Origin of the sequence: Stackebrandtia albiflava, assembly GCF_007994225.1 — a bacterium.
GTDB lineage: Bacteria > Actinomycetota > Actinomycetes > Mycobacteriales > Micromonosporaceae > Stackebrandtia > Stackebrandtia albiflava.
On the sequence record NZ_VLLL01000005.1, the window covers coordinates 972,081 to 995,197 of the forward strand.

The window sequence follows — 23,117 nt, forward strand, 5'->3', positions numbered from 1 at the left end:
CGGCCAGTCGCTCGGTCCAGTAGGACAGTTGTGAGTCCAGTGCCGCCCCGGACAGCCGTTCGCGCTGCCAGACCGCGAAATCGGCGTACTGCACGGGGAGTTCGGGCAACGTGGCGGGCTGACCGGTGGACCGCGCGCGGTACAGGGCGTTGATCTCGTCGGCCAGCACTCCGAGGGACCAGCCGTCGGCCACGATGTGATGCAGGACCACCACCAGCCGGTGCTCGTCCTCGCCGGTCTTCAACAGCCACCCGCGTGCCAGCGGCCCACGTGCGAGGTCCATCGGCTGCGACACGAGTCGTCCGACCACCGAGTCGACCGGCTCGGTGTCGCCGATGAGGTCCATACGGGTCAACGGGAAGGACGAACGCTCCTCGATGCACTGCATCGGGTCGTCGTCGACCATTTGGAACACGGTGCGCAGCGGCTCGTGCCGGGTGAGCAGGTCGTCCAGCGCGCCGCCGAGCGCGTCGACGTCCAGTGGTCCGATGATGCGGAGCCCGAAGGGGACCAGGTACGCGGCGCTGTCGGGTTCGAGCTGTCCCAGGATCCACAATCGCTGTTGCGCGAACGACAACGGGACCGGTTCCCCGCGCGGAACGCGGGGGATGCGGATGTCGTCGGCGACAGGGGTCCATGCGGCCGGTTCGTCGTCCCCGGCATCGAAAAGCCGGGCCAGGCCGGCCAGGCTGGCCCGGCCCAGCCAGTCGGAGAGCGTTGCGAGGGTGGGGTTCTCCCGCAGGTCCGACGCCGACACCGGAACGGCGAACTCGGCCGTCAGGAGTTCGGCGGCGCGGGTGGCGGCGTCGACGTCTCCGCCGAGTACGAAGAAGTCGTCGTCGGGAGCCGTGGCGCTTCGGGGCAGCAGCGGATTCCATATCGCGGCGATGGACTGCTCCGCCGGCGAGAGGCCGGTCGAAGGTGCCGGGTTCGACGGCATGGATTGCGACGGTGTCACGGGATCAACCCCCAGGGGCGAGGAGAGTGTGGCTCTCGGTCGTCGGGCGACCCCAATCTCGCAGTTTCGGTGGCTCGCGGTAACTGGTTAGTCTCACCGCCGCCTTCCGGTGTCATTTCTGACCAGTGCGGGACGCGGGCCGTGGCGTGGTGTCGTCCGGTGCCGCGTTCCGGCGGTGCATCCGGTGTTCGTACGACCGCGAACAGTGAAAGAAATTCATAACTGTCTGAATGGCGGAGCGTCACCGGTCGTGTGCGGCTGTTAATCTGACGCCTGCCAGGCGGTCCGGCTGGCCCGGCCGGGCTGCGAGACTTCTATGAGGTTTACCCCGAAATGCTCAATTCCCTTGGTATCGATCCCGAGATCCAACAGGTCTATCTGGCCATGGTGGACGAACCGGAGGCGGGTGTCCCGGAACTCGCCACGTCGTTGGGGAGGGACGAGGGCTGGGTCCGGACGGCCATGAACCGGCTCGCCGAACTGTCTCTCGTCGCCGGCTCCGACGGCGCGCCGATGATCGCCATCGACCCCGAGATCGCTCTGGCGGCCCTGCTGGCCCGCCAACAGGCCGAACTGGCCCAACGACAACGCGACGTGGAGGAGAGCCGGCTGGGCATCGCCCAACTGCTCGCCAGTCACGGCGGGCGTAAGATCGGCAGTGATCCCGAGGTCGAGCGGTTGCTCGGCAGTGGCGTCGTCCGCGCCCGGATAGCGGCGCTGGCCGCCGAGGGGCAGGAGGAGACCCTCTCGTTCAGTCCCACCGGTCGGCTGAGTACCACCGCGATCGAGGCGGCCCGCCCCGCGACCCAGGACGCCGCCCGGCGAGGCGTGCGACTGCGGTCGATCTATCTGGACAGTGTGCGCAACGACGACGTCACGATGGCCTACCTGCGTTGGCAGATGGAACTCGGTGCCGAGATCCGCACGCTCCCGTCGCTGCCGGTCCGTCTGCTGGTGATCGACCAGACCCGGGCGCTCATCCCGATCAGTAACGCGCACTGTGGAGCCGGTGCGCTCGTGCTCAGTGGCGAGGTGATCGTCAAGGCACTCGCCGCGCTGTTCGCCGGCCACTGGAAGGAGGCGAAGCCGTTGGGCGACAGGCGTCCGAGGAAGGAGGGTGTCCTGAGCCTCCAGGAGAAGCACATCCTCCGGCTCTGGGCACACGGTCACACCGACGCCTCGGCGGCCCGCCGTATGGAGGTCTCCATCCGGACGGTGCGTCGGCTCTCCGACAACCTGAGCGAGCGGCTCGGAACGCACAGCCGGTTCCAGCTGGGAGCCCTGGCGATCGCGAACGGGTACATCGACCCCGACGACCTGGCCTGACCCCGGGTCGGCCGACGCGGGATCACATCAGCAGGACCACGGACCGCACCGACCACCGGTCGATGGTCTGGATGCTCGCCAGCGAACGTCGGACGAGCTGGTCGGCGGCCGCCCGGACCGCCACCGGATCCTGGACCAGCGAATAGATGCAGATGTACCACGTCGTCGTGGTGCGGGTGGCGTGTATGTGCTCCAACCGGTCACCCGTGGAGGCGCTCACCCGGAACGTCTCCTCGAGGTCGGTGGATCTGATGCCCTCGTGAGGGCTGAATTCGACTATCGCCACAACGAGGCGCATGGTTCCCACTTGTCCGAATGCAGCCCCCGGGAGCCGCGATCGATGTCCGACCGACTGCTGTGCTCCGGGTTCGGCGACCTCTCGTCGTGCCGTGTGGGCCGGACTGTCGGCGGTACGGCCCGATGCCCGCCACCGGCGGTTCCGGATCCGTCCTCTCCGGCCGTTCCCCGTATCCGTGGAACCGGGATCCCGGTCCCCGACCGTGGGACCGCTCAGTCACACCAGTCGTAGCTGGTCGCGCAGTCGGCGAGGACGGCCGGGTCGTCCTGAGCGGTCGAGATCCCGGTGACCAGGACGAGAGCGGCCACCGCAAGAGCCGAGACGAGAAGAGCGCGCATCGGGATTTCCTTGTCTGTCGAGTGATTCGTGGTGTCACCGACCACGTTCCTCCGTGGTGGAGCCGGCCGACAGTGGTCACAACTCCGGGCGGTCGAGCAGGCAGAAGTACCCAGTGTCACGCGCAGAGCAGGTGAGTCAAGGTCGACCTGTGCGGCCCACCACGGGACACCGTCGCCCGCCGCCACGGCCACCGTTGTGACGGAAGGGAGCGAAGTGACCACCACAGTGATCGAACCGGTCGCCGGAGGCGACGCCGTCGGCGTCGACGCGGTCGTGGTCCACTGGTGCCGGGTCGCGGAGTTCCGGCCGTCGATTCCGCCGGTCTACACCGACACCGAACGCACCAGGGCCGCCGGACTGCGCCGCCCGGAGGACCGAGCGGGCTACCTCGCCGCCCACGCACTCGTCCGGTACGCCGCCGCCCGCCTCCTGGGAGCCGACCCCCTGAGTCTCATCCTGCGGCAACACTGCCCCGAATGCGGATCGCCCCGCCACGGAAAGCCCCGTATGGAGGGGGTACCGATTGAGGTCAGTCTGAGCCACACCCGGGGCTTCGCGGCCGCGGCCGCGGGTTTCCGGCCCGTCGGTGTGGACATCGAGAGCGGTGACGCGGAGATCCCCGACGTCGCGTTGGCTCCCGGAGAGGCCTCCCTGTCACGGATGGGCCGCGTCCACCGGTGGGTGCTCAAGGAGTCGCTGGTGAAGGTCGGGGCGGCGACGCTCGACGACTTCCCCGGGCTGGTACTACCTCCGCCGGATCCGTACGGCAACGGCCGGTGGCACGGTTGGGAGCTTCACAGCCGCTCCCTGCCCGGTGACGTCGCGGTGCTCGGAATCGCATTCGCGGCGGCGCCCGGCGGACGAGAGATGCCGTGGATCGCCGAATGGGGCGTCGATCCCGCGACGGTCACGCCGACCGGAACATGAGCACGCGCAACCGGGCGGCCTCGGCATGTTGCGCCTCGGCCGATGTGGACTCGCCCATCCCGGACAGTGCCTCGGCCAGGCATTCGTGGGTCTCGGCCTGTCCCGGCCGGTGGCCGGTCCGCAGATGGTTCCGCAGTGCCTCGCGGCCGACCGCGACGGCGGCCTCCCACTCGCCTCGCGCGGCGTGGCTCCGCGCCACCCGAGTCAGTGCGCGACCCTCGGCCACCCCGACGCCCTCCTCGCGGGCGAGCCGGAGTGCCCGTTCGGCGTGGGACAGTGCGTCGTCGGGTGCGCCCAGTGCGAGCATCACGTCCGCCGTCGCCAGCAGCGCGGGGATCTCGACGTCGGTCGCCGGGATGGCACGCGCGGCGGCGACCGCCTCACGGGCCGGGTCCTCGGCGAACGCCGGTGTGCCGAGCCGGCACACCGCCAGGGTGGCCAGCGCCGCGGCCTGTTGCCGCCGGTCACCGGACTCGGCGGCCAGGCGTCGGCCCAGTTCGGCGGTCGCCACCGCCTCGGCCGTCCTGCCGTACGCGGCGTGGATGAGGGCGAGTTCGTCCAGGACGTGCGACTCGTGGACCACTGCCCCGACCGTCCGGCACAACCGGATCGCCGCCTCGGCGTACCCCTGTGCCCGTGGGTAATCGCCGAGTTCCCGGTTGACGGCGGCGAGGTTGGCCGAGGCGATTATCTGGTGTTCATCTCCGCTCGTCCGCGCGAGGGCGTACGACTCCTCCAGGTACGCGAGCGCCTGGCGGAGCCGCCCCGACCGGTGGCACACCAGTGCCAGCACCGTCAACGTGCCGTCGATCTGCGCCGGGTCGACCTGCCGGTACAGGGACAGGGCGGTCTCGCAGGCGGCGATGGCGCGTGCGGAGTCGCCTCGCAGCATGTGACCGGTGCCCAACTGCGTCTGGATCTGGGCCTCCCAGTGCGGCGAACCGGCTTTGACGGCGTACTGGAGCGCCTCGTCCAGCCGGGTCAGGTTGCGTTCGTGCCTGCCGGTGATGGCGTCACACGCGGCGAGGTTGAAGAGCATCGCCGCCCGTGGTAGCGGTAGGTCGGCGGCGTCGGCCGCCGCGAGGCCCGCGACCGACACGTCGTGCAGTGTGTCGGAGTCGCCCTTGACGTACAGCGTCAACCGCATGGCGTCGGCGATCAGCCAGGCGGTGGGGCCACCCGACTCGGCCACGACCGTCGCTAGTGCCCGCTGCTCACGGTGCAGCCAGTCGCGGCCGTGCCGGGAGTCGTCGAAGGTCTCGGGGGTGACGTCGGCGGGTGGCGGCGGAGCGGGCAGCGGTGTCCACCTGCGCGACGCGACGCCGCGCGCCGCCCGCGCCGAGTACAGGTACCAGGCGCGCATCCGGTCGAGGGCGGCCCGCTGCACCTCCGGCGGGTTGTCGCGTTCCCGGCGTTGCCCGCTGTACAACCGGATCAGGTCGTGCATCCCGTACCGGTCCGGCCCCGTCGCCGTCACCAGGTGCGAGGTGGCCAGGTCCTCCAACAGCCGCGCGGTCACTCGGCGCTCACCCCCGACCAGCGCGGTGGCCGCGCCCACCCCGAAATGGCCCTCGGGCAGCAGGCTCAGCATCCGCAGCAGGCGCCGGTGCGGTGCGGAGAGGTCACGGTAGGACGCCTCCACCGCCGGCGCGACCGCCGAGTCCCCGGCGCTCAGCTCGGTCAGGCGGTGCGCGGGATCGGCGAGCCGGTCACGCAGATCCGAGAACGTCCAGTAGGGATTGACCTTGAGCCGTCCCGCCGCCAGTCGCAGCGCCAAAGGCAGCCGCCCGCACATCTCGGCGACCTCGGCCGCGGTGGCGGCGTCTTCCGCGTTGCGGACGTCCCGACCGCCCTGCCCGGTCAACAGGTCGCGCGCCTCCGACTCCGAAAGGACGTCGAGCCCGATCGGGTGGACGCCCTCCAGGCCGGGGAGCCGGTTGCGGCTGGTCACGACGACCATGCTGCCGCCCGCGCCCGGCAGCAACGGCCGCACCTGTGACTCCTCTGCGGCGTTGTCGAGCAGCAGCAGTATCCGCCGGGTCGTCAGGACGCTGCGCAGCAGTGCGGCGCGGTCCTCGGTGTTCTCCGGCAGCTCGGCCGCCGCCACCCCCAGCGCGGTCAACATGCGGCGCAGCGCCTCCGGCGGGGCGACTCTTCCGCAGGCGTGGCCATACCCGTGCAGGTCCAGGAACAACTGTCCATCAGGGAATCGGGGTGCCAGCCGGTGCGCGGCGTGTACCGCCAGACCGGTCTTGCCCATGCCCGGCATCCCGTGCAGTAGCACCGGACCGGTCGGTGGTTCCGCCGCGGCGAGGGCGACGATCTCCGCCAGTTCCGGTTCCCTGCCGACGAACGTCGCCGGCGGGGTGGGGAGCTGCGCGGGGACGTGGTGTTCCGGCGCGGGCGCGGTGGCGGCCGTGGCGGCCGTGGCGGAGTGATGCAGCGACGGATCCTGCCGCACCATCCGCCGGTGCAGTCGCCGCAACCGGTCGGTGGGTTCGTTGCCCAGTTCCTCGCTCAGTCTCTCCCGAAGCGCCGTGTACCGGGCAAGCGCCTCACCGGGACGGTCGCAGCGGTACAGCGCCACCATCAGGTGCGCGATCAGCGGTTCCGACAGTGGGTGCGCGGCCGCGACCTCGCTCAGTTCCGACACCACCTCGGCGTGACGGCCCCGTTTGAGTTCCACCCGGTACATGGTGGCCAACAGGTCCCGGTACTCGCTCGACAGCGCCGTCCGCATCCCCTCCGCCCAGGACCCCGGTACGCCGCTGAGCGGGTCGCCGCGCCACAGCGCGGCGGCGCGGCGCCACAGCGCGACGCCGTCCGCGGTGTCCCCCGCGGTCACGGCCGCCTTCCCTTGTGCCGCGAGGTGCCGCATCGCGAACAGGTCCACCGACTCGCGGGGAAGCGCGAGTCGGTAGCAACCGGCGTCCGCGCGTGACAACGTCGCGCGTTCCTCGTCGCGCAACAGGTTCCGCAACTGGGCGATGTGGCCGTGGATGACGCCCCGGCCCGTCGGCGGCGGGAACCCGTCCCACACCCGGTCCATCAGGCTCTGCGCGGACACCGGCTGGCCGTCGGCGAGTGCGAGGGCGCTGAGGACACAGGCCCGCTTGGGCGTTCCGGGCGACCGCCAGCCCCGGCCGTCGAACACCTCGACGCTTCCCAGCAGCCTCACCAGCAATGCGGCGTCCTCCGATCTGACGGGCGCGATGGCCGGGTCGCCCCGCCCTCGAATGGATCTTGACAGATTCTGACAGATTTCCGGCAGAACGCGGCTATACCTTCTGCCGGTCGATTGGCGACGCCCCTCAATGAAGGAGTGATCGGTATGTTCACGCTTGCCACCCGGCTCGGAGACGCCATGCTGGCGAAGCTGGCTCCGCGCACCGAGGCTTCGGCCGGATGCCCCACCGAGTCGTGGTACGACTACCGCTGCACCGGTGCCCGCCTGTACCGCCGCCGCTGCACCACGTCCTCCAACTGCACCACCTCCTGTGGAATCTGGAGCTACATCAGCCAGTGCCCGTAACCGGTCACGCGACCGCCCGGGTCGGACGGACCTACCGACCGGCCGACCCGCAGCCCCCGATCCGTTCCCTCCGGTCGGGGGCTGCGTCGTGTCCGGCTCTCTCACTCCATACGTGCCGTGCCCCGGTGACGGTTGCCCCGGCGGATCCACCGGAATCGCCCGGCACGTGACCGCCACACCGGAAGGGCCGCGGCGGAAGCGGGGGACACGGGGGAGACATGACGAGGATCGCACCCGCCGCGCACCGGAGGCCGTCCACACGCTGCTCCGAAGTGGACGCCGGGTCGCGCGCCTCCGGCCCCGCCCAGGGCGTTCACGAGGTGCCACCGCTTTCCGGTCGACCCCGAGCCGCCGCCGCGCACCGTGGAAGACGCTTGCCCGGATGTTGTCGATCCACCCGACGTGGAGCACAATGGCCGCCGGCGCCGATCGGGTATCCGACCGGACGACTCCCACCCCACCGGAGAACCGCATGACCAACCCCTTCGACGACACCGCGCGTCCGTTCCTCGTGCTCGTCAACGACGAGGGCCAGCATTCGCTGTGGCCGGAGGACATCGAGGTCCCCGCGGGTTGGCGGGTCAGCCACCGGGGAGACCGAGGCGAATGCCTCGCCTTCGTGGAACGGCACTGGACCGACATGCGGCCGGCCGGTCTCGTCGCCGAGATGGACGCGAGCGACCGGTGACGCCGACCGCCCCCTTGCCCGCAGGCAGGACGCTTCCGGAGTTGTTCGCCGACCAGGTGGCGGCGACACCCGACGCGGTCGCCCTCGTCTGCGGTGACGACCGGCTCGACTACGCCGGACTCGACCGCCGCTCGCGTCTCCTGGCGGCCCGGTTGGCGGCGACCGGAGTCGGTCCGGAGGACGTCGTCGCGGTGGGTCTCCCCAAGTCGCCCATGATGGTGGAGACGATCCTCGCGGTGGCCGCCACCGGTGCGGCCTTCCTTCCGCTCGATGTCGGCCATCCACCGGATCGGCTCGCCTACCTGCTCACCGACTCGGGCGCCCGGCTGCTGGTGAGCGACACCGTCCACACCGGCCGGTTCCCGGAGGCGGTGCCCCGGCTCCTCGTCGACGAGGACGACGCGCCACCGTCGGCGGACTTCGTTCCCGTGCGGCCCCGGCCCGCGAACCCGGCCTACGTCATCTACACCTCGGGCTCCACCGGCCGTCCCAAGGGAGTCGTCGTCAGCCATGCCGGGATCCCCTGGCTGATCCACGACCAGCGGGCGCGGCTCGGGCTGACCGGATCGAGCCGACTGCTGCAGTTCGCGTCACCCAGTTTCGACGCCTCGGTGTGGGACCTGTTCATGGCGTTGCTGTCGGGGGCCGCCCTGGTGCTGCCGCCACCCGGCCGGCCGGTCGTGGAGACGCTCGCCGATACCGTCGCCGCCCAGGGGGTCACGCACTGTCTACTACCGCCGGCGGTCCTCGCGGTGATGTCCCCCGAAGACCTGCCGGGGCTGGAGACGGTCATCTCCGGCGGTGAGGCGCTGCCGGCGGAGGTGTCCGGCCGGTGGGCGGGACAACGCCGCCTGCTCAACGCGTACGGCCCGACCGAGTCGACGATCTGCGCCACCGTGACCGCCCCCTTGGGGGCGCGGGAGGCACCGCATCTCGGCGAACCGGTTCCCGGCACCACCGCCCATGTGCTCGACGACGCCCTGCGGCCGGTGGCGGCTGGGGAGACCGGCGAACTGTACCTGTCGGGCCCCGGCCTGGCCCGCGGTTACCTGGGGCGGCCCGGTCTCACGGCGGAACGGTTCGTCGCGTGCCCGTTCGGTCCCGCCGGGGAGCGGATGTACCGGACCGGTGACCTCGTGCGGCGGACGGCGGACGGGCGTCTGGAGTTCGTCGGCCGGTCGGATCACCAGGTGAAGATCCGGGGGTTCCGGATCGAGCCGGGTGAGATCGAGGCGGAGCTGGCCCGCCGGCCGGGGGTCGCAGGTGCCGTCGTGGTGCCGCGACCCGACCGGCACGGCCAGGCACGACTCATCGGGTACGTGGTGCCCTTCGGTGACACGACGCTCGACACGGCACAGCTGACCGCCGCGCTGGGGCGGTCGCTCCCGGCGCACATGGTTCCCTCGGCGATCGTGGTCCTGGACGCGTGGCCGTTGACGTCCAGCGGCAAGATCGACCGTGATGCGTTGCCGGAACCGGTGTTCCGGGCCGGTGTGGGCGGCGCGCCCCGCACCCGGACCGAGCGGGTCGTCCGGGATCTCTTCGCCGAGCTCCTGGACGTGTCTCATATGGATGTCAACGACGACTTCTTCGCGTTGGGCGGGCATTCGCTGCTCGCTACCCGCCTCGCAGGCAGGATCCGAGCGGAACTCGGGGCGCCGGCGACGGTGACGGACGTCTTCGAGTCGCCCACTCCGAGGCGGCTCGCGGCCACACTCGACGTCGACATCGCACGTGACGACCTGGCGGTGCTGCGCCACCGCGAACGCCCGACACCGGAGGCCGAACCCTCGGCGGCGCAACGACGGATGTGGTTCCAGCACGACCTGGCACCCGACGGTGTCGCCTACCACCAGCCGATCCGGCTCGACCTGACCGGCCACGTCGATCACGGGGCGCTACGCGCGGCGGTCCACGACCTGGTGATGCGGCACTCCGCCCTGCGTACCGTCTTCGTGGGCGGTGCCGACGACCTGCGGCAACGGGTGTCGGACGACATCGACACGGTCTGGGACCGGCGGACGGTGGCGGCCACGGACCTCGACGCCGAGGTCGACCGGGCCGTTCGGCGGCCGTTCCGGCTCGCCGAGGAGGCGCCGTTCCGCGCCCACCTGTTCACGGTCGCGCCCGAGCGGCACGTGTTGCTGTTGCTGCTGCACCACATCGCCGCCGACGGTTGGTCCCTGACGCCGCTGGCCGACGACCTCGCGTGCGCGTACGAGGCACGGCGGGGCGGCGAACCACCCCGATGGGACCCGCTGCCCGTCGACCAGCTCGACTACGCCGACTGGCACCGGGAACGACTCGGTGACCGCGACGACCCGGCCTCCCTCGATGCCCGCCAGGCGGACTACTGGCGGAATCGGTTGTCCGGCGTCCCCGACGAACTCGCCCTGCCCTACGACCGGCCACGATCGGCGACCTCGACAAGAGGAGCCCGGCACTCCTTCCGGATCGGCGACGAACTCCACCGCGCATTGACCGCGCTGGCCCGGCGGCACGACGCGACCCTGTTCATGGTGCTGCACGCCGGCCTGGTCGCCCTGCTGCACCGGATGGGCGCGGGTACCGACATCCCCGTGGGTACGCCCGTCGCCGGACGGCTCGACCCCGCCATGGACGGCCTGGTCGGATTCTTCGTCAACACACTCGTGCTGCGCACCGGGACGGCACCGGGCCAGTCGTTCTCGGCACTGCTGCGGCGGGTACGCGAAGACGACCTCGGGGCGTACGCCCACCAGGACCTGCCGTTCGATCGGCTGGTGGAGGAACTCGACCCGGCGCGGGCGGTGAACCGGCACCCGCTGTTCCAGGTCATGCTCGCGCTGCAGAACAACACCACGGCACGGTTCCGGTTGGCCGGTACCCGGTGCACGGTCGCCGCACCGTATCCGGGGACCGCCAAGTTCGACCTGTTCCTCGACGTCACCGAGGACTCCGTGGGCGGGCTCGACGTCGTGGCCGAGTACGCCGCCGGACTGTTCGACGCCGGGACCGTGGCGCGGCTGTGCGACGGATACACCCGCCTGCTGCGGCAGGTCGCGGCCGACGACACGGTCCGGATCGGTGACATCGAACTGTTGACGCCCGCCGACCGGGCCGAGCTGCTCGTGGCCCGCAACGCCACGGCCGCACCCGAGGCGCCCCACGACGTCGCGGCCGTGATCGCGGCGCGCGCCGTGGTCCACGCCGACGTCCCCGCCGTCATGGACGACGACGCCTCACCGACGTACGCCGAACTCGACGCCGCCGCCGACCACCTCGCGCATCACCTGATCGCGCGGGGGATCGGTCCCGAGACGATCGTGGCGGTCGCGCTTCCCCGTTCCTCCCGGCTGGTCACCGCGTTCCTGGCGGTCCTGAAGACCGGTGCCGCCTACCTGCCGATCGACGTGACCCTCCCGCCGGAACGCGTCGTGCGGCTACTGACCGACGCGACACCATCCCTGGTCCTCACCGAGTCGGAGGCCGTCGGCGCCGGGTGGCCCGTTCTGCGCCTCGACCGGTTCGCCCCGACCGGTCGCGCCACACCGGTCACCGACGACCGGCGCACCGTCCCGCTGCGCCCGGATCACCCCGCGTACGTCGTCTACACCTCCGGCTCGACCGGTAGGCCCAAGGCCGTCGTCATGCCGTACCGGGGATTCGCGAACCTGTTGCGGTGGCACGTCCGCACCCTTTCCTCCCGGCCGGGGACCCGCATCGCCCAGTTCACCGCGGTCGGCTTCGACGTCTCGGTGCAGGAGATCGGCGCCGCCCTCCTGAGCTCCGCGACCCTGTGCGTGATGCCGGAGGACGTCCGCAGGGACGCCGACGCGATGGTGTCGTGGCTCTCAGGGATGCGGATCGCGGAACTGTACGCCCCGACCCTGGTGATCGAGGCGGTCGCGGTGGCCGCCGAGGAGTCCGGGCACACCCTGCCGGATCTGGTCGACATCGCGCAGGCCGGCGAGGCCCTGCGGTTGACACCGTCGATACGGCGTCTGTCGGCCGTGTCACCGCGCCGCCTCCACAACCACTACGGCCCCGCCGAGACCCACCTCGTCACCGCCGCGACGGTGGGCCGGGACGCGCCCGACCGCCCCGGCATCGGCCGGCCGGTCGACAACACCCGCGTCTACGTACTGGACGACGTCCTGCGTCCGGTGCCACCCGGAGTCGTCGGGGAGCTCTACCTCGCCGGTGCCGGGGTCGCCCGCGGATACCTGAACCGTCCGGCGGTCACCGCGTCCCGGTTCGTCGCGTGCCCCTTCGGAGAACCGGGCGAACGCATGTACCGCACCGGAGACCTGGTGCGGTGGAACGGCTCCGGCGAACTGGAGTTCGTGGGGCGCGCCGACCACCAGGTCAAGATCCGTGGATTCCGCATCGAACCCGGCGAGATCGAGGCCGCGTTGCTGCGGTGTCCCGGAGTCGCCCGGGCGGTCGTGGTCGCCAGACCCGACGCTCACGGCCGCAGCCGGTTGGTGGGATACCTCGTCGGCACCGACATCGACACCGGCGCCGTGCGTTCCGGCCTGGCCGCCGAGCTACCCGACTACATGGTGCCCGCCGTGTTCACCGTGTTGGACCGCCTCCCGTTGACGCCCAACGGGAAACTGGACCGCGCCGCCCTTCCCGAGCCGGAACCCGCCGCCTTCTCCCGACCGCCCCGCACCGAGACGGAGCACCTCCTGGCGGGCCTGTACGCGCAGGTCCTGGGACTGGAGACGATCGGAGTCGATGACGACTTCTTCGCCTCGGGCGGGCACTCTCTCCTCGCGACCCGGCTCGCGGCACGGATCCGCGCCGTGTGTCACGCCGATGTGGGGGTGCGTGAGGTGTTCGCCGCCCCCACCGTCGCGGGCATGGCCGTGCTCGTCGAACGGGCCGGGTCGGCGGCCGCCCTGCCACCGCTGCGCCGGGCGGAGCGGCCCGCGCGGCTGTCACCGTCACCCGCGCAACGCCGGCTGTGGTTCCTGGACCGCCTCGACGGCCCCGGCCCCACCTACAACCTTCCGGTGGGAATGCGGTTGCGCGGGCCCCTCGACGTCGACGCCCTGATCCTGGCCCTGGCCGACGTGACCGGGCGGCACGGCACGCTGCGGACCCGGTTCCCCGACCGCGACGGCGAACCCGAGCAGGTCGTGGACCCCCACGGCACCCCCCGTGTCGTGGTGGCCGACGCGACGGCCGACGCGTTGCCGGAGTTGCTGGCCGAGGCGGCGTCCCACGGTTTCGACCTCGCGGCCGAATGGCCGGTGCGTACGTGGGTGTGGCGGTTGGGCGCGGACGACCACGCCCTGTTGCTGCTGGTCCACCACATCGCCGCCGACGGCCTGTCCCTGCCGATCCTGACCCGCGACCTGGCCGTGGCCTACCACGCCAGGCGCGCCGGAACGGCACCACGATGGACGGCACCGGCCGTCGACTACGTCGACTACACGCTGTGGCAACGGGAGTCGCTGTCCGAGGACGATCCCGACGGGCCGGCGGCCCGCCAGACCGCATACTGGCGTCGCCGTCTCGACGGGGCCCCGGCGGAGATCCGGCTGCCGTACGACGCACCGCGCTCCTCCGGTACCGGAGCGGTCGGCGCCCGGGCGACGTTCACCCTGGACGCCGCCGGCCATCGCGCCCTGCGGGAGCTCGCGGCACGGCACCACAGCACGCTCTTCATGGTGCTGCAGGCGGGGATGGCGGTCCTGCTGCGCCGATTCGGTGCGGGGGACGACGTAGTCCTGGGCACACCGACCGCCGGCCGCCCCGACGAGGCACTGGAGGAGGTGGTCGGGTTCTTCGTCAACAGCCTGGTGCTGCGGATCGACCTGTCCGGCGAACCCGGATTCGCCGAACTGCTGAACCGGGTCACCCGCCACACCCTGGCCGGATTCGCCAACCAGGACGTGCCGTTCGAGCGGATCGTCGAAGCGTTGGATCCACCCCGGGTACTCGGGCGACACCCGTTGTTCCAGGTGCTCCTGGCGTTGGCGACACCACCGCCGATCCTGGACGTCGATGGCGTCACCGCGACCCCGGTGGATCCCGCCACCGGCACGTCCCGGATGGACCTGTCGTGGAACGTGGTGGAACGTCTCGGCCCGGCGGGCGAACCGGCCGGATTGGACGTCACCGTCGAATACGCGACCGCCCTGTTCACCCCGGCCACGGTCGCGCGGCTGGCGAACGGCTTCCTGCGGGTGTTGACGCAGGCGGCGGTCGCTCCCGGCACGGCGATCGACGATCTGGACCCGTTGACCGATGAGGACCGCCGACTGGTGACGTCGCAGTGGAACCGGGCCGCGCTTCCGCCGCGGGTACGTGCCGGGTTCGACGGCCCGGCCGACCACGTGCGGGCATATGTGCTGGACTCCCGGCGGCGCCCGGTTCCGCCCGGAGCTCCCGGCGACCTCTATCTCGCCGGCGTCCGGGCTCCGCACCGGTTCGCAGGGGAGGCGGTGGAGTGCCCGTTCGGTGATGTGCCGGAACCGATGTACCGGACCGGCGACGTCGTCCGGTGGACCGGTGAGGGCCGTCTGGAGTGGATCGACGCCGAGGCGGCACCCGAGGCCGCCCCACCGCCGCCGGCCACCGGTCGCGCTCCGCGCGGAGGCACCGAACGCCGGGTCGCCGCGTTGTTCTCCGAACTGTTGGGTGTCCCGGACGTCGCGGCGGACGACGACTTCTTCGCCCTCGGTGGGCATTCGCTGCTGGCGGTGAGGCTGGCGGCCCGATCCGGTGACGCGCTGGGCGTGGAACTGCCGTTGCGCGACGTGTTCGCGTTGCGTACGGTGGCGGCGATCGCCGGACGGCTCGACCACGGGGCCGCCACCCCGGCGGCACTGGCGGATCGGATGCGCGCCGACGCGATCCCACCCGCCGACGTGCGGGTGCCGGCGGCGCGTACCGCGGAGCGCCACGGGGAACCCCGGCGGATTCTGCTGACCGGCGCCACGGGGTTCCTCGGTGCCTTCCTGCTCGCGGAGCTCCTGTCGTCCGACGCCAAGGCCGAGGTGGCGTGCCCGGTGCGGGCGCCGGACGAGGCGGTGGCGGGCGGGCGGCTCGTCGAGTCGCTCCGTCGACTCCGGCTGTGGGACGACTCGTTCACCGACCGGATCGTCGCGTTTCCCGCCGACCTGGCCTCCCCCGGACTCGGGGTGCCGGGGTCACGCCGACGGGAACTCGCCGGGTGGGCCGACGCGATCGTCCACAACGGTGCACGGGTGCACCTGGCGGACCCGTACGAGACGATGCGTGGGCCGAACGTGGCCGGGACCGTTGAGATGCTGCGACTGGCCGCGGCCGAAGCCGTCCCGTTCCACCACGTCTCGACCGGGAGTGTCGTGGTGCCCGCCGAGGGCGCCCGCGTCCCGGTGGACGAGGACGGGGTCCTGCGCCCCGATCGGTTGCCCGCCAGCGGCTACGTGCAGAGCAAGTGGGTCGCCGAACGTCTGGTCGCGGAGGCCGGGAACCGGGGACTGCCCGTCGCCGTATACCGGCCGGGCCGGGTCAGCGGTGACACCGTGACCGGCGCCGGAAGCGACACGGACGCGTTCTGGCAGGTCCTTCGCGCCTGCGCGGAGCTGGGTGCGGCGCCGTCCGGCGAGGTCACGGGGGCGGCGTACCTGACCCCGGTGGACTATGTCGCGAAGGCGATCGCTCACCTGATCCGGCGACGACCCGCCGACGGCACCGCGTACCACCTCACCGGTAGTACACCCGTCGGCATGTCGTTCGTGGTGGACCGGTTGCGCGCCATGGGATATGCGATCGACATGGTGCCCGCCGACGAGTGGAACCGCCGGCTCGCCGACGCGGCACGGACCGCCGCCTCGGGCAGCGCCCTGCCGGGTGCGGCGGCGCTCGCCGTCGCCGGTGACGCTCCGGAACCGGTGTTCGACGACCGTCACACCCGCGGCGCGCTCGCCGATTCGGGCATCGTCTGCCCGGTGGTGGACGCGACGGTGGTGGACCGGTACCTGCGGTTCATGCGCGACTGCGGGTCCCTGGTACCGCCGCCGGCGTGATCCGGGCCGTGACGGCGGTCGCGTCGTGATCGTCGAAGCGGCGCCGAACAGTCCTGATTCCGAGGGCGGGCAGTGTGGCGTCCGACGGCCGCGCCCCGGACGACGACGGCCACAAGAGACGGCGACCGTCCTGACTCACCGATCATGTCCGTTGTGGATCAATTGTCGATCGCGCGGTTAGGTTCCTCGCGTACTGATCGTTCTCGCGCAAGGAGACTCACATGTCCCTGACCAGACTCGCCGACCGGTTGCTCGACGGCCTCCTCACCCGGGGGCGCGCCGCCGCCGGATGTGACCTGAACTCGTACCAGTGCATCGGAGGCAACCTGTACCGGTTCGACACCTGTGGCCGCACCCTGATGTGCAGCAACTGCTGCTGACCCACCGGTGAACCGCGGCGGGCCGGCCGCACCCCGCCGCGGTTCACCGACTCCGGTGAGACGCGCCGCGGTCATCAGTCCCCGGGTTCCGGAGTCCGTTCGCCGCGACGGATCTCCTCGACGCGCGCGTTCATGGCCGCCTCGTCCTCGGCGGCGATCACGCCGCCGGCGCGTGCGACCCGACTCCTGTGGTGGACGACGACGAAGAACACCAGTCCTATCGGGATCGCGTACAACAGTTGCGACAGTATCCAGAACCACCTGGTCGGCGCGGCGGTGAAACCGTTGCCGTAACCGGAGAACTCGTCGCCGTCGTCCACGAACAGGTCACCGCTCAACCGTTCCCGGTGCTCCGTGCCGTCGGCCAGTGTCCAACTGCCCGTGCAGTGCCCACCGCGGGATCCGGTGACGCACTCCACGTCCTCGACGCGCACCGGTTCGGTCGTCGCGAGCAGGACCGTCCCCTCCACCGCGAACCAGACGGGCGCGCCGATGCAGCCGGCGAACAGCGCGACGAGCCCGACGGCGACGGCGACACGGGACCAGGGTTTGCGAGCCATGGCGCGATGGTACGACCGCAAGGCCATTCGTCCCGGCGCGGACCAGGCTCCGTGTACTCCACTTCGAGACGCCGCGGATCGCGGATTCCCCGCGATTCCGCCTAACGGCCTCCCCGAATTCACCGGCAATTGGGCGAGCCATTCCTTATTTCGATAGGCATCGATTTGATATGAGGCGAATCCGATATCCTAGCGCTGCCACGCAACCCCGCCGCCGCATGACGACACACTCGTTCTGAGAATGACCGACGAGGGCCGTTCGCGGTGGTCGGGTGTATTCCCGGTGGGCGGGACCGAGGGGTTTTTCTCACGTCGCATTCCGAGTGACGACGGGTTCACGGAGTCTTTTCACCGGTCGGAGTGCCGGTGGATTCCCCAGGTTATCCGACCGGAATAAAGGGAATTGTGGCGCGTGAATCCGATTCGGAAACACCCTTGGCGGTTCCGGATGCGTAAAAGACGGAATTCTCTCGACGATTGCGTCCATTGAGGTGGGAATTGCCACGCGGCGGTCAAAAAGGATCATCTGGGCGCGCCGGCGTCGTTTCTCAGGGCGCGTCTCCGGCGTATTCTGCCGAATCGTCCCGATGTGATGGTTAGCCGAAAGTTAGCCGGATGAACATTCGATAACGGAAGCCGGGGGCGGCTGGACACCGCCGGAGACCGTCCGTACGATTCGATTCGACTTCCCGATGCCGACGAGCAACAGGGAGACGCGGTATGTCAGCCGCGTCTTCGTTCGCGCGCCGGTACGGTCGCCCGGATCTCACCGTGCCCCTGATTACGGTCTGCTGGTCTTCGACTCGCCCAAGTCGGAACGTGGCTGTTACAACCATCTCGTTGTTCCCGGCTCCACGCCGTCCATTGAGGCTGCCCTGCGACTGCCAGAAGGCGGACCTGACCACCTCTCGACCCTGGAGGAGTGCCCGATGGACGTATCCACAGCGAGTGTGACGGGCGAGCAGGAGACCCGACGACTGCGCCTGCGGCATGACCTGGTCTTCGCGGAGCTTCCCACCGGCACTCTCGTCCGTCACTCCGACGGCGGCTTCGTCCTGCGCGGCAAGGCGATCTACAAGTGGCTGACGACACTCGCGCCGTTCCTGGACGGCACCAAGACCCGTGACGACCTCCTCGCCGGCCTCGACGAGGGACGCGCGGCGATGGTCGGCCGCCTGGTCGACGCGCTCGTCGACAAGGCGGCCCTGAGCACCGTCACCGGCCCGATGGTCGACGACGGCCACGATCTCGCCGAGTTCCGTCAGCAGATCGCCTACATCGAGCACTACGGCGAGAACGGCGTCGAACGGTTCACCGCCTTCCGGGAGGCCGCGGTCAAGGTGGTCGGCGAGGACGCCGTCGCCGACGCGATCAGGCACGGACTCCTCATCAACGGCCTGAAGCGGGTCGTCGGCGCCGAGGAGGACCTTCCCGGCGACGGCGGCGGGATCCTGGTGGTCACCGCCGTCGAGGGCGGGGTGGACCGGCTCGTGGCGACGCTGCGCGACAACACCGGGACGGTTCTGCCCGTCGTCCGGGTGGGGGAGAAGGTCGTGATCGGCCCGCTCACCGGGCCCGGGCGCGTCGGCGACTGGACCACGGCGATGATCCGGCTGTCCCACAACGACGAGAACGGTGACGCGGCACGGTTGTGGCAGGCCGCCGCGGCCCCCGGCCACACCCCGGCCCCGCCGGCGATGAGGCCGGTGCACGCGTCGCTCGTCGGCCTGATGGCCGCCTACGACGTCTTCCGCGACATCACGAAGGCCCCCGGCGCCGAGACCGACGGCGCCGTGGTCGTCGTCGACCTGGCCACCGGCGACGCGGTACGCGAGGAGGTGCTGCCGGATCCGCGGCTCGTCGAAGGACGGTCCACGGTGCCGCCGGAGGGCTTCGCCGCCGACGTCGACGCCGACGCGGTCGCCGAGGAGAGGCCGATCGTCGGCGACGACGACCACGAGCACGACGACCTGCAGCGTTTCCTGCGCCTGGTGGGTGCCCACGTGGGAATCGTGACGGGCTTCGACGACGAGGAGATCGACCAGAACCCCGTCAAGATCGCCCGCTCCGTCGTCCACCCCGGTGTGGCCGATTCGCTTCCGGCGCTCGGGTTCGCCCTGGAGGCGCCGGGCGACGCGCGCCGCCGGGCCACCGAGAACGCGATCCTGGAGCACGTCGTCGCCCTCGGCCCACTGCCCGCCACCGAGTCGGAGGCCGCGCGTCGCATCGACGCCGACCGGCTCGTCCTGGCCACCGGACTCGGTGACGCCGGGTCGGGCGGCTGGACCGCCGGCCGTTCCCTCGACGGTGAGATCGTCGAGGTGCCGACCGCCGCCGTGTACGCGCGCGGCGCGGCCAACGGGCCCGGAGCATTCGAACGAAGCAGCGCCGGAGAGGGCGTGGGGCAGGACCTCACCACCGCGGTCCGTGCCGGAATCCGATCGGCCCTCGCCTACGAGGGTGTCGCGGCCCTGGCCCGCGGGGAGAAGATCGTCGAGGTCGACACGTCCGAGATGGACGAGACCGTCGGGTATCTCGTCCGGTCGGCGGCACTGCTGGGCCTCGACTTCGCGGTACACGTCCTTCCCGCCGCCGCACCGGCCGTCGCCGTGTTCGCGGTCAGGCGCGGGACCGGCGACTACGCCGTGGGTACCGGTGCCGACGTGTCGGCGGCGACGACCGACGCGCTGCTGCCGCTGATCGGTCGCACCCTGACGACTGGCCGTCCCGGCCTGGACCGGCTCCTGGTCCCCGGCGTCGATCCACGGGCCGCCCGGGTCAGCGCGGGAGACGGTCCCCTCCCTCCCGCGGAGCCGCCGCTGGCGTCGGCGCTGCGTTCCGAAGGCCGCGAGGCGGTGGTGGTCGAGACGACCCCCGCCGACGTCCTCGCCACGGGTGCGGTCAGGACCGTTCGGGTCCTCCTCACCCGTCCCCGGTAACACGCGCATCGAGAGGAGGAAACCGATGGAGTCGTCGCTCAAGAACGATCTGTCCGCTCTGGAGACGGAGACGTTCGAGATCCAGGACACGACCGAACTGGCCCTGGACCAGCCCGCATGGTCGAGCTGCTCGACGTCGAGCTGCTGTGGCTGTTCGAGCTGCAGCTGCAGCAGCACGAGCTGCAGCAGCACCAGTTCGACCTCGACCACCAGCTGCAGCGGTTAGTCGAGCCCCGGACTTCCGCCCGGTCGCCGGCCCGCCGGAGCGGAGAGCACCACCCCCCCCGGGCCGACCCCTTCACCCATCGAGAGGAGGAAAACCAATGTCGCCACTCAACGACCAGATCGCCGTGCTGGAGGCCGAGACCTTCGAGGTCGTCGACTTCACCCCGGCCGAGGACCTCGCCGCTTCCACCAGCACCAGCTGCGCGTGCAGCACGACGTCCACGTGCTCGTGCTCGACCTCTTCGTGCTGCTCCACCACCAGCTCCAGCTGCAGCTCGACGTCGTCGTGCGCATGATCCACTTCGGATCGGATCGACGACCGAGGATGTGAGAGGAGGAACCATGAACTCACTCATCAAGGACATCGCCGAGCTCGAGGCGCAGACCTTCGAGATCGTCGATGTCGCGGAGCTGTCGCAGGACGAGGCACTGACGTGGTCGAGCTGCTCGACGTCGTCGTGCTGCGGAACCACCAGCACCAGCTGCGGCTCGACGTCGTCGTGCGCCTGATCCACCCGGTATCGGATCGACGACCGAGGATGTGAGAGGAGGAAGCATGAACCCACTCATCAAGGACATCGCCGAGCTCGAGGCGCAGACCTTCGAGATCGACGATGTCGCGCAGTTGTCGCAGGACGAGGCCGTGACGTGGTCGAGCTGCTCGACGTCGAGCTGCTGTGGCTGCTCCAGCTCCAGTTGCGGCAGCTGCTGCGGCTGCTCGTCCAGCTGCGGCTCGACATCCGGATGACGCCCGCGGTCTCGGACCGAACGAGCACATGAGAGGAGGAAGCATGAACCCACTCATCAAGGACATCGCCGAGCTCGAGGCGCAGACCTTCGAGATCGACGATGTCGCACAGCTCTCGCAGGACGAGGCCGTGACGTGGTCGAGCTGCTCGACGTCGAGCTGCTGCGGCTGCTCCAGCTCCAGCTGCGGCAGCTGCTGCGGCTGCTCGTGCAGCTGCGGCTCGACGAGCAAGTAGCACCGGACGGACATTCAGCGATTCTGGAGAGAACATGACGACGGCGGCCACGGTCGATGCCGTGCAAACGGTTCAGGAACACCTGGACAAGGCGCTTGGGTACGAGGGCGGCTCCCGCCCCATCGTGTACGAGCTCGGAGAGCGGGACCTGCTGGGCATCTACGGCCCGGTCGATCCCGCGCCCTTCCGCTCCCCGGGCGTGACAACCGTTCACCTGCACGGACGCGACGCCTATGTACTGCCGGCGGCCGAATCTGAACGGCCCCCGTGCTCCCTGTGCTTCCACCGCAGGTGGCAGGCTCTCAGACAGGAGGAGGAACGCGACGCCCTCGAACTCACGGGCGTGTCGTGTTCGCTGTCCTCCGCACCGTGGATCACTCCGATCACCCTCGCGGCACTCCAGACCCTGGTCGAGAGTGCCCGGCAGGATCGCCCCGAACACCTCCCGGGAGCGGGAAGCGTACGGCGGTTGAGGCTCGACAACCTCGCCACCCGTACCTTCCCGCTCCTGACGGAACCCGACTGCCCCAACTGCGGCGTCGCACCGGAGGGTGGCCCCGCCCGGGCCGTCGTCCCGATGCGGCCCCAGCCCAAGCCGGACGCCGACACGTTCCGGGTCCGTCACGTCCGCGACTACCCGATCGACATCGAGGCGTTCGCGAACCCGGTGTGCGGCGCCCTGGGCACCCAGGCGCCCGCCGCCTTCGACAACCCCACCACGATGCCCGTCACCGGCTACAGCTTCGTACGCGGCGCCGCCCACCTCTACGAGTTCTTCTGGAGCGGGCACGCCGACAACGTCGCCGACTCCCGCCTGCTGGCCGTCCTGGAGGGACTGGAGCGGTACGCCGGACTGCTGTCCCGCGGCCTGCCGAAACCACTGTGGTCGGCGCTCGACGACCTCGACGCCCCGGCGCTCGACCCGCGTGCCTGCACCCTCTACCCCAAGGCGTTCTACGACTTCAACGCGCCGTACTTCACGGAGTTCACCCCGTCCCTGGAGATCCCCTGGGTGTGGGGACGGAACCTGACCACCGACGAGTCGGTGCTGGTGCCGCAACGTCTGGTCCACTACCTGGACCAGACCGGCCCGGCCTTCGTCGACGAGTGCTCCAACGGCTGCGCCACCGGAAGCTGCCCCGAGGAGGCGGTGTTCCACGGCGTCATGGAACTCATCGAACGCGATTCGTTCCTGCTCACCTGGTTCGCCAAGCACGAGGCCGTCGAGATCGACCCCCGAAGCAGCGGGGCACTCGACATCGACCTCATGGTCGAACGCATGGCCCTGGAGGGCTTCGAGGTCCGCATGTTCGACACCAGGGTCGACCTGCCGGTTCCGGTCGTCACCGCCGTGGCGGTGCGCACCGACGGCAAGCCCGGCAAGCTGTGCTTCGCCGCCGGCTCGTCGATGGACCCGGTGCAGGCGATGCGCGCCGCCCTGTGCGAGATCGCCTCCTACGTGCCCAGTTTCGAGCGCCGGATGTCCACCGGCGGCGACGAGGCACGGGCCATGGAGGCCGAGTTCGGTCTGGTCCGTGAACTCAAGCACCACGCGCTGCTGCACGGCCTCGACTCGATGGCCGTCCACTCGGACTTCCTGCTCGCGAACCGGCGCGCCCTTCCGATGGAGGAGGTCTACCGCGAGTGGGAGGCCACCCGTCCCCGCAACCGGGATCTCACCGAGGACCTGCGGTGGATCATCGACCGGCTCGGGCAGAACGGCTTCGCGCTCTACGCGGTCGACCAGACCTCTCCCGAGCAACGGGACCTGGGCCTGTCCACCTATGCCACGGTCGTGCCGGGTCTGCTGCCCATCGACTTCGGCTGGCACAAGCAGCGGGCCTTCCACATGGAACGGACCCTCACCGCGCACCGCCGTGCCGGGCTGCGCGACCGGGACCTCACCCCCGCGGAACTGAACCCCGTCCCGCACCCGTTCCCGTGAGCCGGCCGACG

The 23,117-nt window shown here is 70.7% G+C and carries 17 protein-coding genes; 11 read left to right on the plus strand and 6 right to left on the minus strand.

Annotation, left to right across the window (positions count from 1 at the left end; genetic code table 11):
- On the minus strand, positions 1-940 hold a 940-nt coding region (locus tag LX16_RS05300; protein WP_147133931.1), incomplete at its 3' end, for a condensation domain-containing protein.
- Between the two features lie 351 nt (positions 941-1,291).
- Between LX16_RS05300 and LX16_RS05305 the strand changes: the two genes are divergently transcribed.
- Positions 1,292-2,284: a LuxR C-terminal-related transcriptional regulator gene (locus LX16_RS05305; protein WP_147133934.1), complete on the plus strand. Its 993-nt coding sequence runs from the start codon at positions 1,292-1,294 to the stop codon at positions 2,282-2,284.
- A gap of 22 nt (positions 2,285-2,306) precedes the next feature.
- On the opposite strand, the gene LX16_RS05310 is transcribed toward LX16_RS05305, so the two are convergent.
- Together LX16_RS05310 and LX16_RS27870 are read right to left on the minus strand one after the other, a co-directional pair.
- On the minus strand, positions 2,307-2,582 hold the full coding sequence (locus tag LX16_RS05310; RefSeq protein WP_147133937.1) for a hypothetical protein: 276 nt from the start codon (positions 2,580-2,582) through the stop codon (positions 2,307-2,309).
- Positions 2,583-2,794: 212 nt separating this feature from the next.
- Positions 2,795-2,920 carry a hypothetical protein gene (locus LX16_RS27870; RefSeq protein ID WP_280176793.1) on the minus strand — a complete coding sequence of 42 codons (126 nt, stop codon included), beginning with the start codon at positions 2,918-2,920 and terminating at the stop codon, positions 2,795-2,797.
- A gap of 214 nt (positions 2,921-3,134) precedes the next feature.
- Here LX16_RS27870 and LX16_RS05315 point away from each other — a divergent pair, with 214 nt between their 5' ends.
- Entirely contained in the window at positions 3,135-3,848 is a 714-nt protein-coding gene (locus tag LX16_RS05315; protein ID WP_147133940.1) for a 4'-phosphopantetheinyl transferase family protein, read from the plus strand.
- Here LX16_RS05315 and LX16_RS05320 read toward each other — a convergent pair.
- On the minus strand, positions 3,829-7,026 hold the full coding sequence (locus LX16_RS05320) for an AfsR/SARP family transcriptional regulator (protein ID WP_244615765.1): 3,198 nt from the start codon (positions 7,024-7,026) through the stop codon (positions 3,829-3,831). The genes LX16_RS05315 and LX16_RS05320 overlap by 20 nt on opposite strands.
- A gap of 153 nt (positions 7,027-7,179) precedes the next feature.
- Between LX16_RS05320 and LX16_RS26465 the strand changes: the two genes are divergently transcribed.
- From LX16_RS26465 to LX16_RS26470, 4 genes are all read left to right on the plus strand, one after another.
- Entirely contained in the window at positions 7,180-7,380 is a 201-nt protein-coding gene (locus LX16_RS26465) for a hypothetical protein (RefSeq protein WP_158645481.1), read from the plus strand.
- A 472-nt stretch (positions 7,381-7,852) separates the two neighbouring features.
- Positions 7,853-8,068, plus strand: a complete 216-nt coding sequence (locus LX16_RS05325; protein ID WP_147133946.1) for an MbtH family protein — start codon at positions 7,853-7,855, stop codon at positions 8,066-8,068.
- A complete protein-coding gene (locus LX16_RS05330) occupies positions 8,065-16,074 on the plus strand; it encodes a non-ribosomal peptide synthetase (protein ID WP_158645482.1) in 8,010 nt (2,669 codons plus the stop codon). The genes LX16_RS05325 and LX16_RS05330 overlap by 4 nt, the downstream gene beginning before the upstream one ends.
- A gap of 221 nt (positions 16,075-16,295) precedes the next feature.
- The gene (locus LX16_RS26470; RefSeq protein WP_158645483.1) at positions 16,296-16,454 is read left to right on the plus strand and encodes a hypothetical protein; all 159 of its coding nucleotides are present in this window, start codon (positions 16,296-16,298) and stop codon (positions 16,452-16,454) included.
- 74 nt (positions 16,455-16,528) lie between these two features.
- Here the strand turns inward: LX16_RS26470 and LX16_RS05335 are convergent, their stop codons facing one another.
- Complete coding sequence (locus LX16_RS05335) at positions 16,529-17,014, minus strand: hypothetical protein (protein ID WP_147133952.1); 486 nt, start codon at positions 17,012-17,014, stop codon at positions 16,529-16,531.
- A gap of 929 nt (positions 17,015-17,943) precedes the next feature.
- Here LX16_RS05335 and LX16_RS05340 point away from each other — a divergent pair.
- Positions 17,944-19,953: a TOMM precursor leader peptide-binding protein gene (locus tag LX16_RS05340; protein WP_158645484.1), complete on the plus strand. Its 2,010-nt coding sequence runs from the start codon at positions 17,944-17,946 to the stop codon at positions 19,951-19,953.
- A 298-nt stretch (positions 19,954-20,251) separates the two neighbouring features.
- Here LX16_RS05340 and LX16_RS27035 read toward each other — a convergent pair whose 3' ends face one another.
- Complete coding sequence (locus LX16_RS27035; protein WP_158645485.1) at positions 20,252-20,530, minus strand: hypothetical protein; 279 nt, start codon at positions 20,528-20,530, stop codon at positions 20,252-20,254.
- Between LX16_RS27035 and LX16_RS26870 the strand changes: the two genes are divergently transcribed.
- The 4 genes from LX16_RS26870 (at position 20,521) to LX16_RS05365 (ending at position 23,106) form a co-directional block, all read left to right on the plus strand.
- Positions 20,521-20,688, plus strand: coding sequence for a hypothetical protein (locus LX16_RS26870; protein ID WP_170283843.1), 168 nt, complete (start codon positions 20,521-20,523; stop codon positions 20,686-20,688). The genes LX16_RS27035 and LX16_RS26870 overlap by 10 nt on opposite strands.
- Positions 20,689-20,734: 46 nt before the next feature.
- Positions 20,735-20,926, plus strand: a complete 192-nt coding sequence (locus LX16_RS05355) for a hypothetical protein (RefSeq protein WP_147133961.1) — start codon at positions 20,735-20,737, stop codon at positions 20,924-20,926.
- Between the two features lie 43 nt (positions 20,927-20,969).
- On the plus strand, positions 20,970-21,161 hold the full coding sequence (locus tag LX16_RS05360; RefSeq protein ID WP_147133964.1) for a hypothetical protein: 192 nt from the start codon (positions 20,970-20,972) through the stop codon (positions 21,159-21,161).
- 61 nt (positions 21,162-21,222) lie between these two features.
- Complete coding sequence (locus LX16_RS05365) at positions 21,223-23,106, plus strand: TOMM precursor leader peptide-binding protein (protein WP_158645486.1); 1,884 nt, start codon at positions 21,223-21,225, stop codon at positions 23,104-23,106.
- The last annotated feature ends 11 nt before the right edge of the window (positions 23,107-23,117 follow it).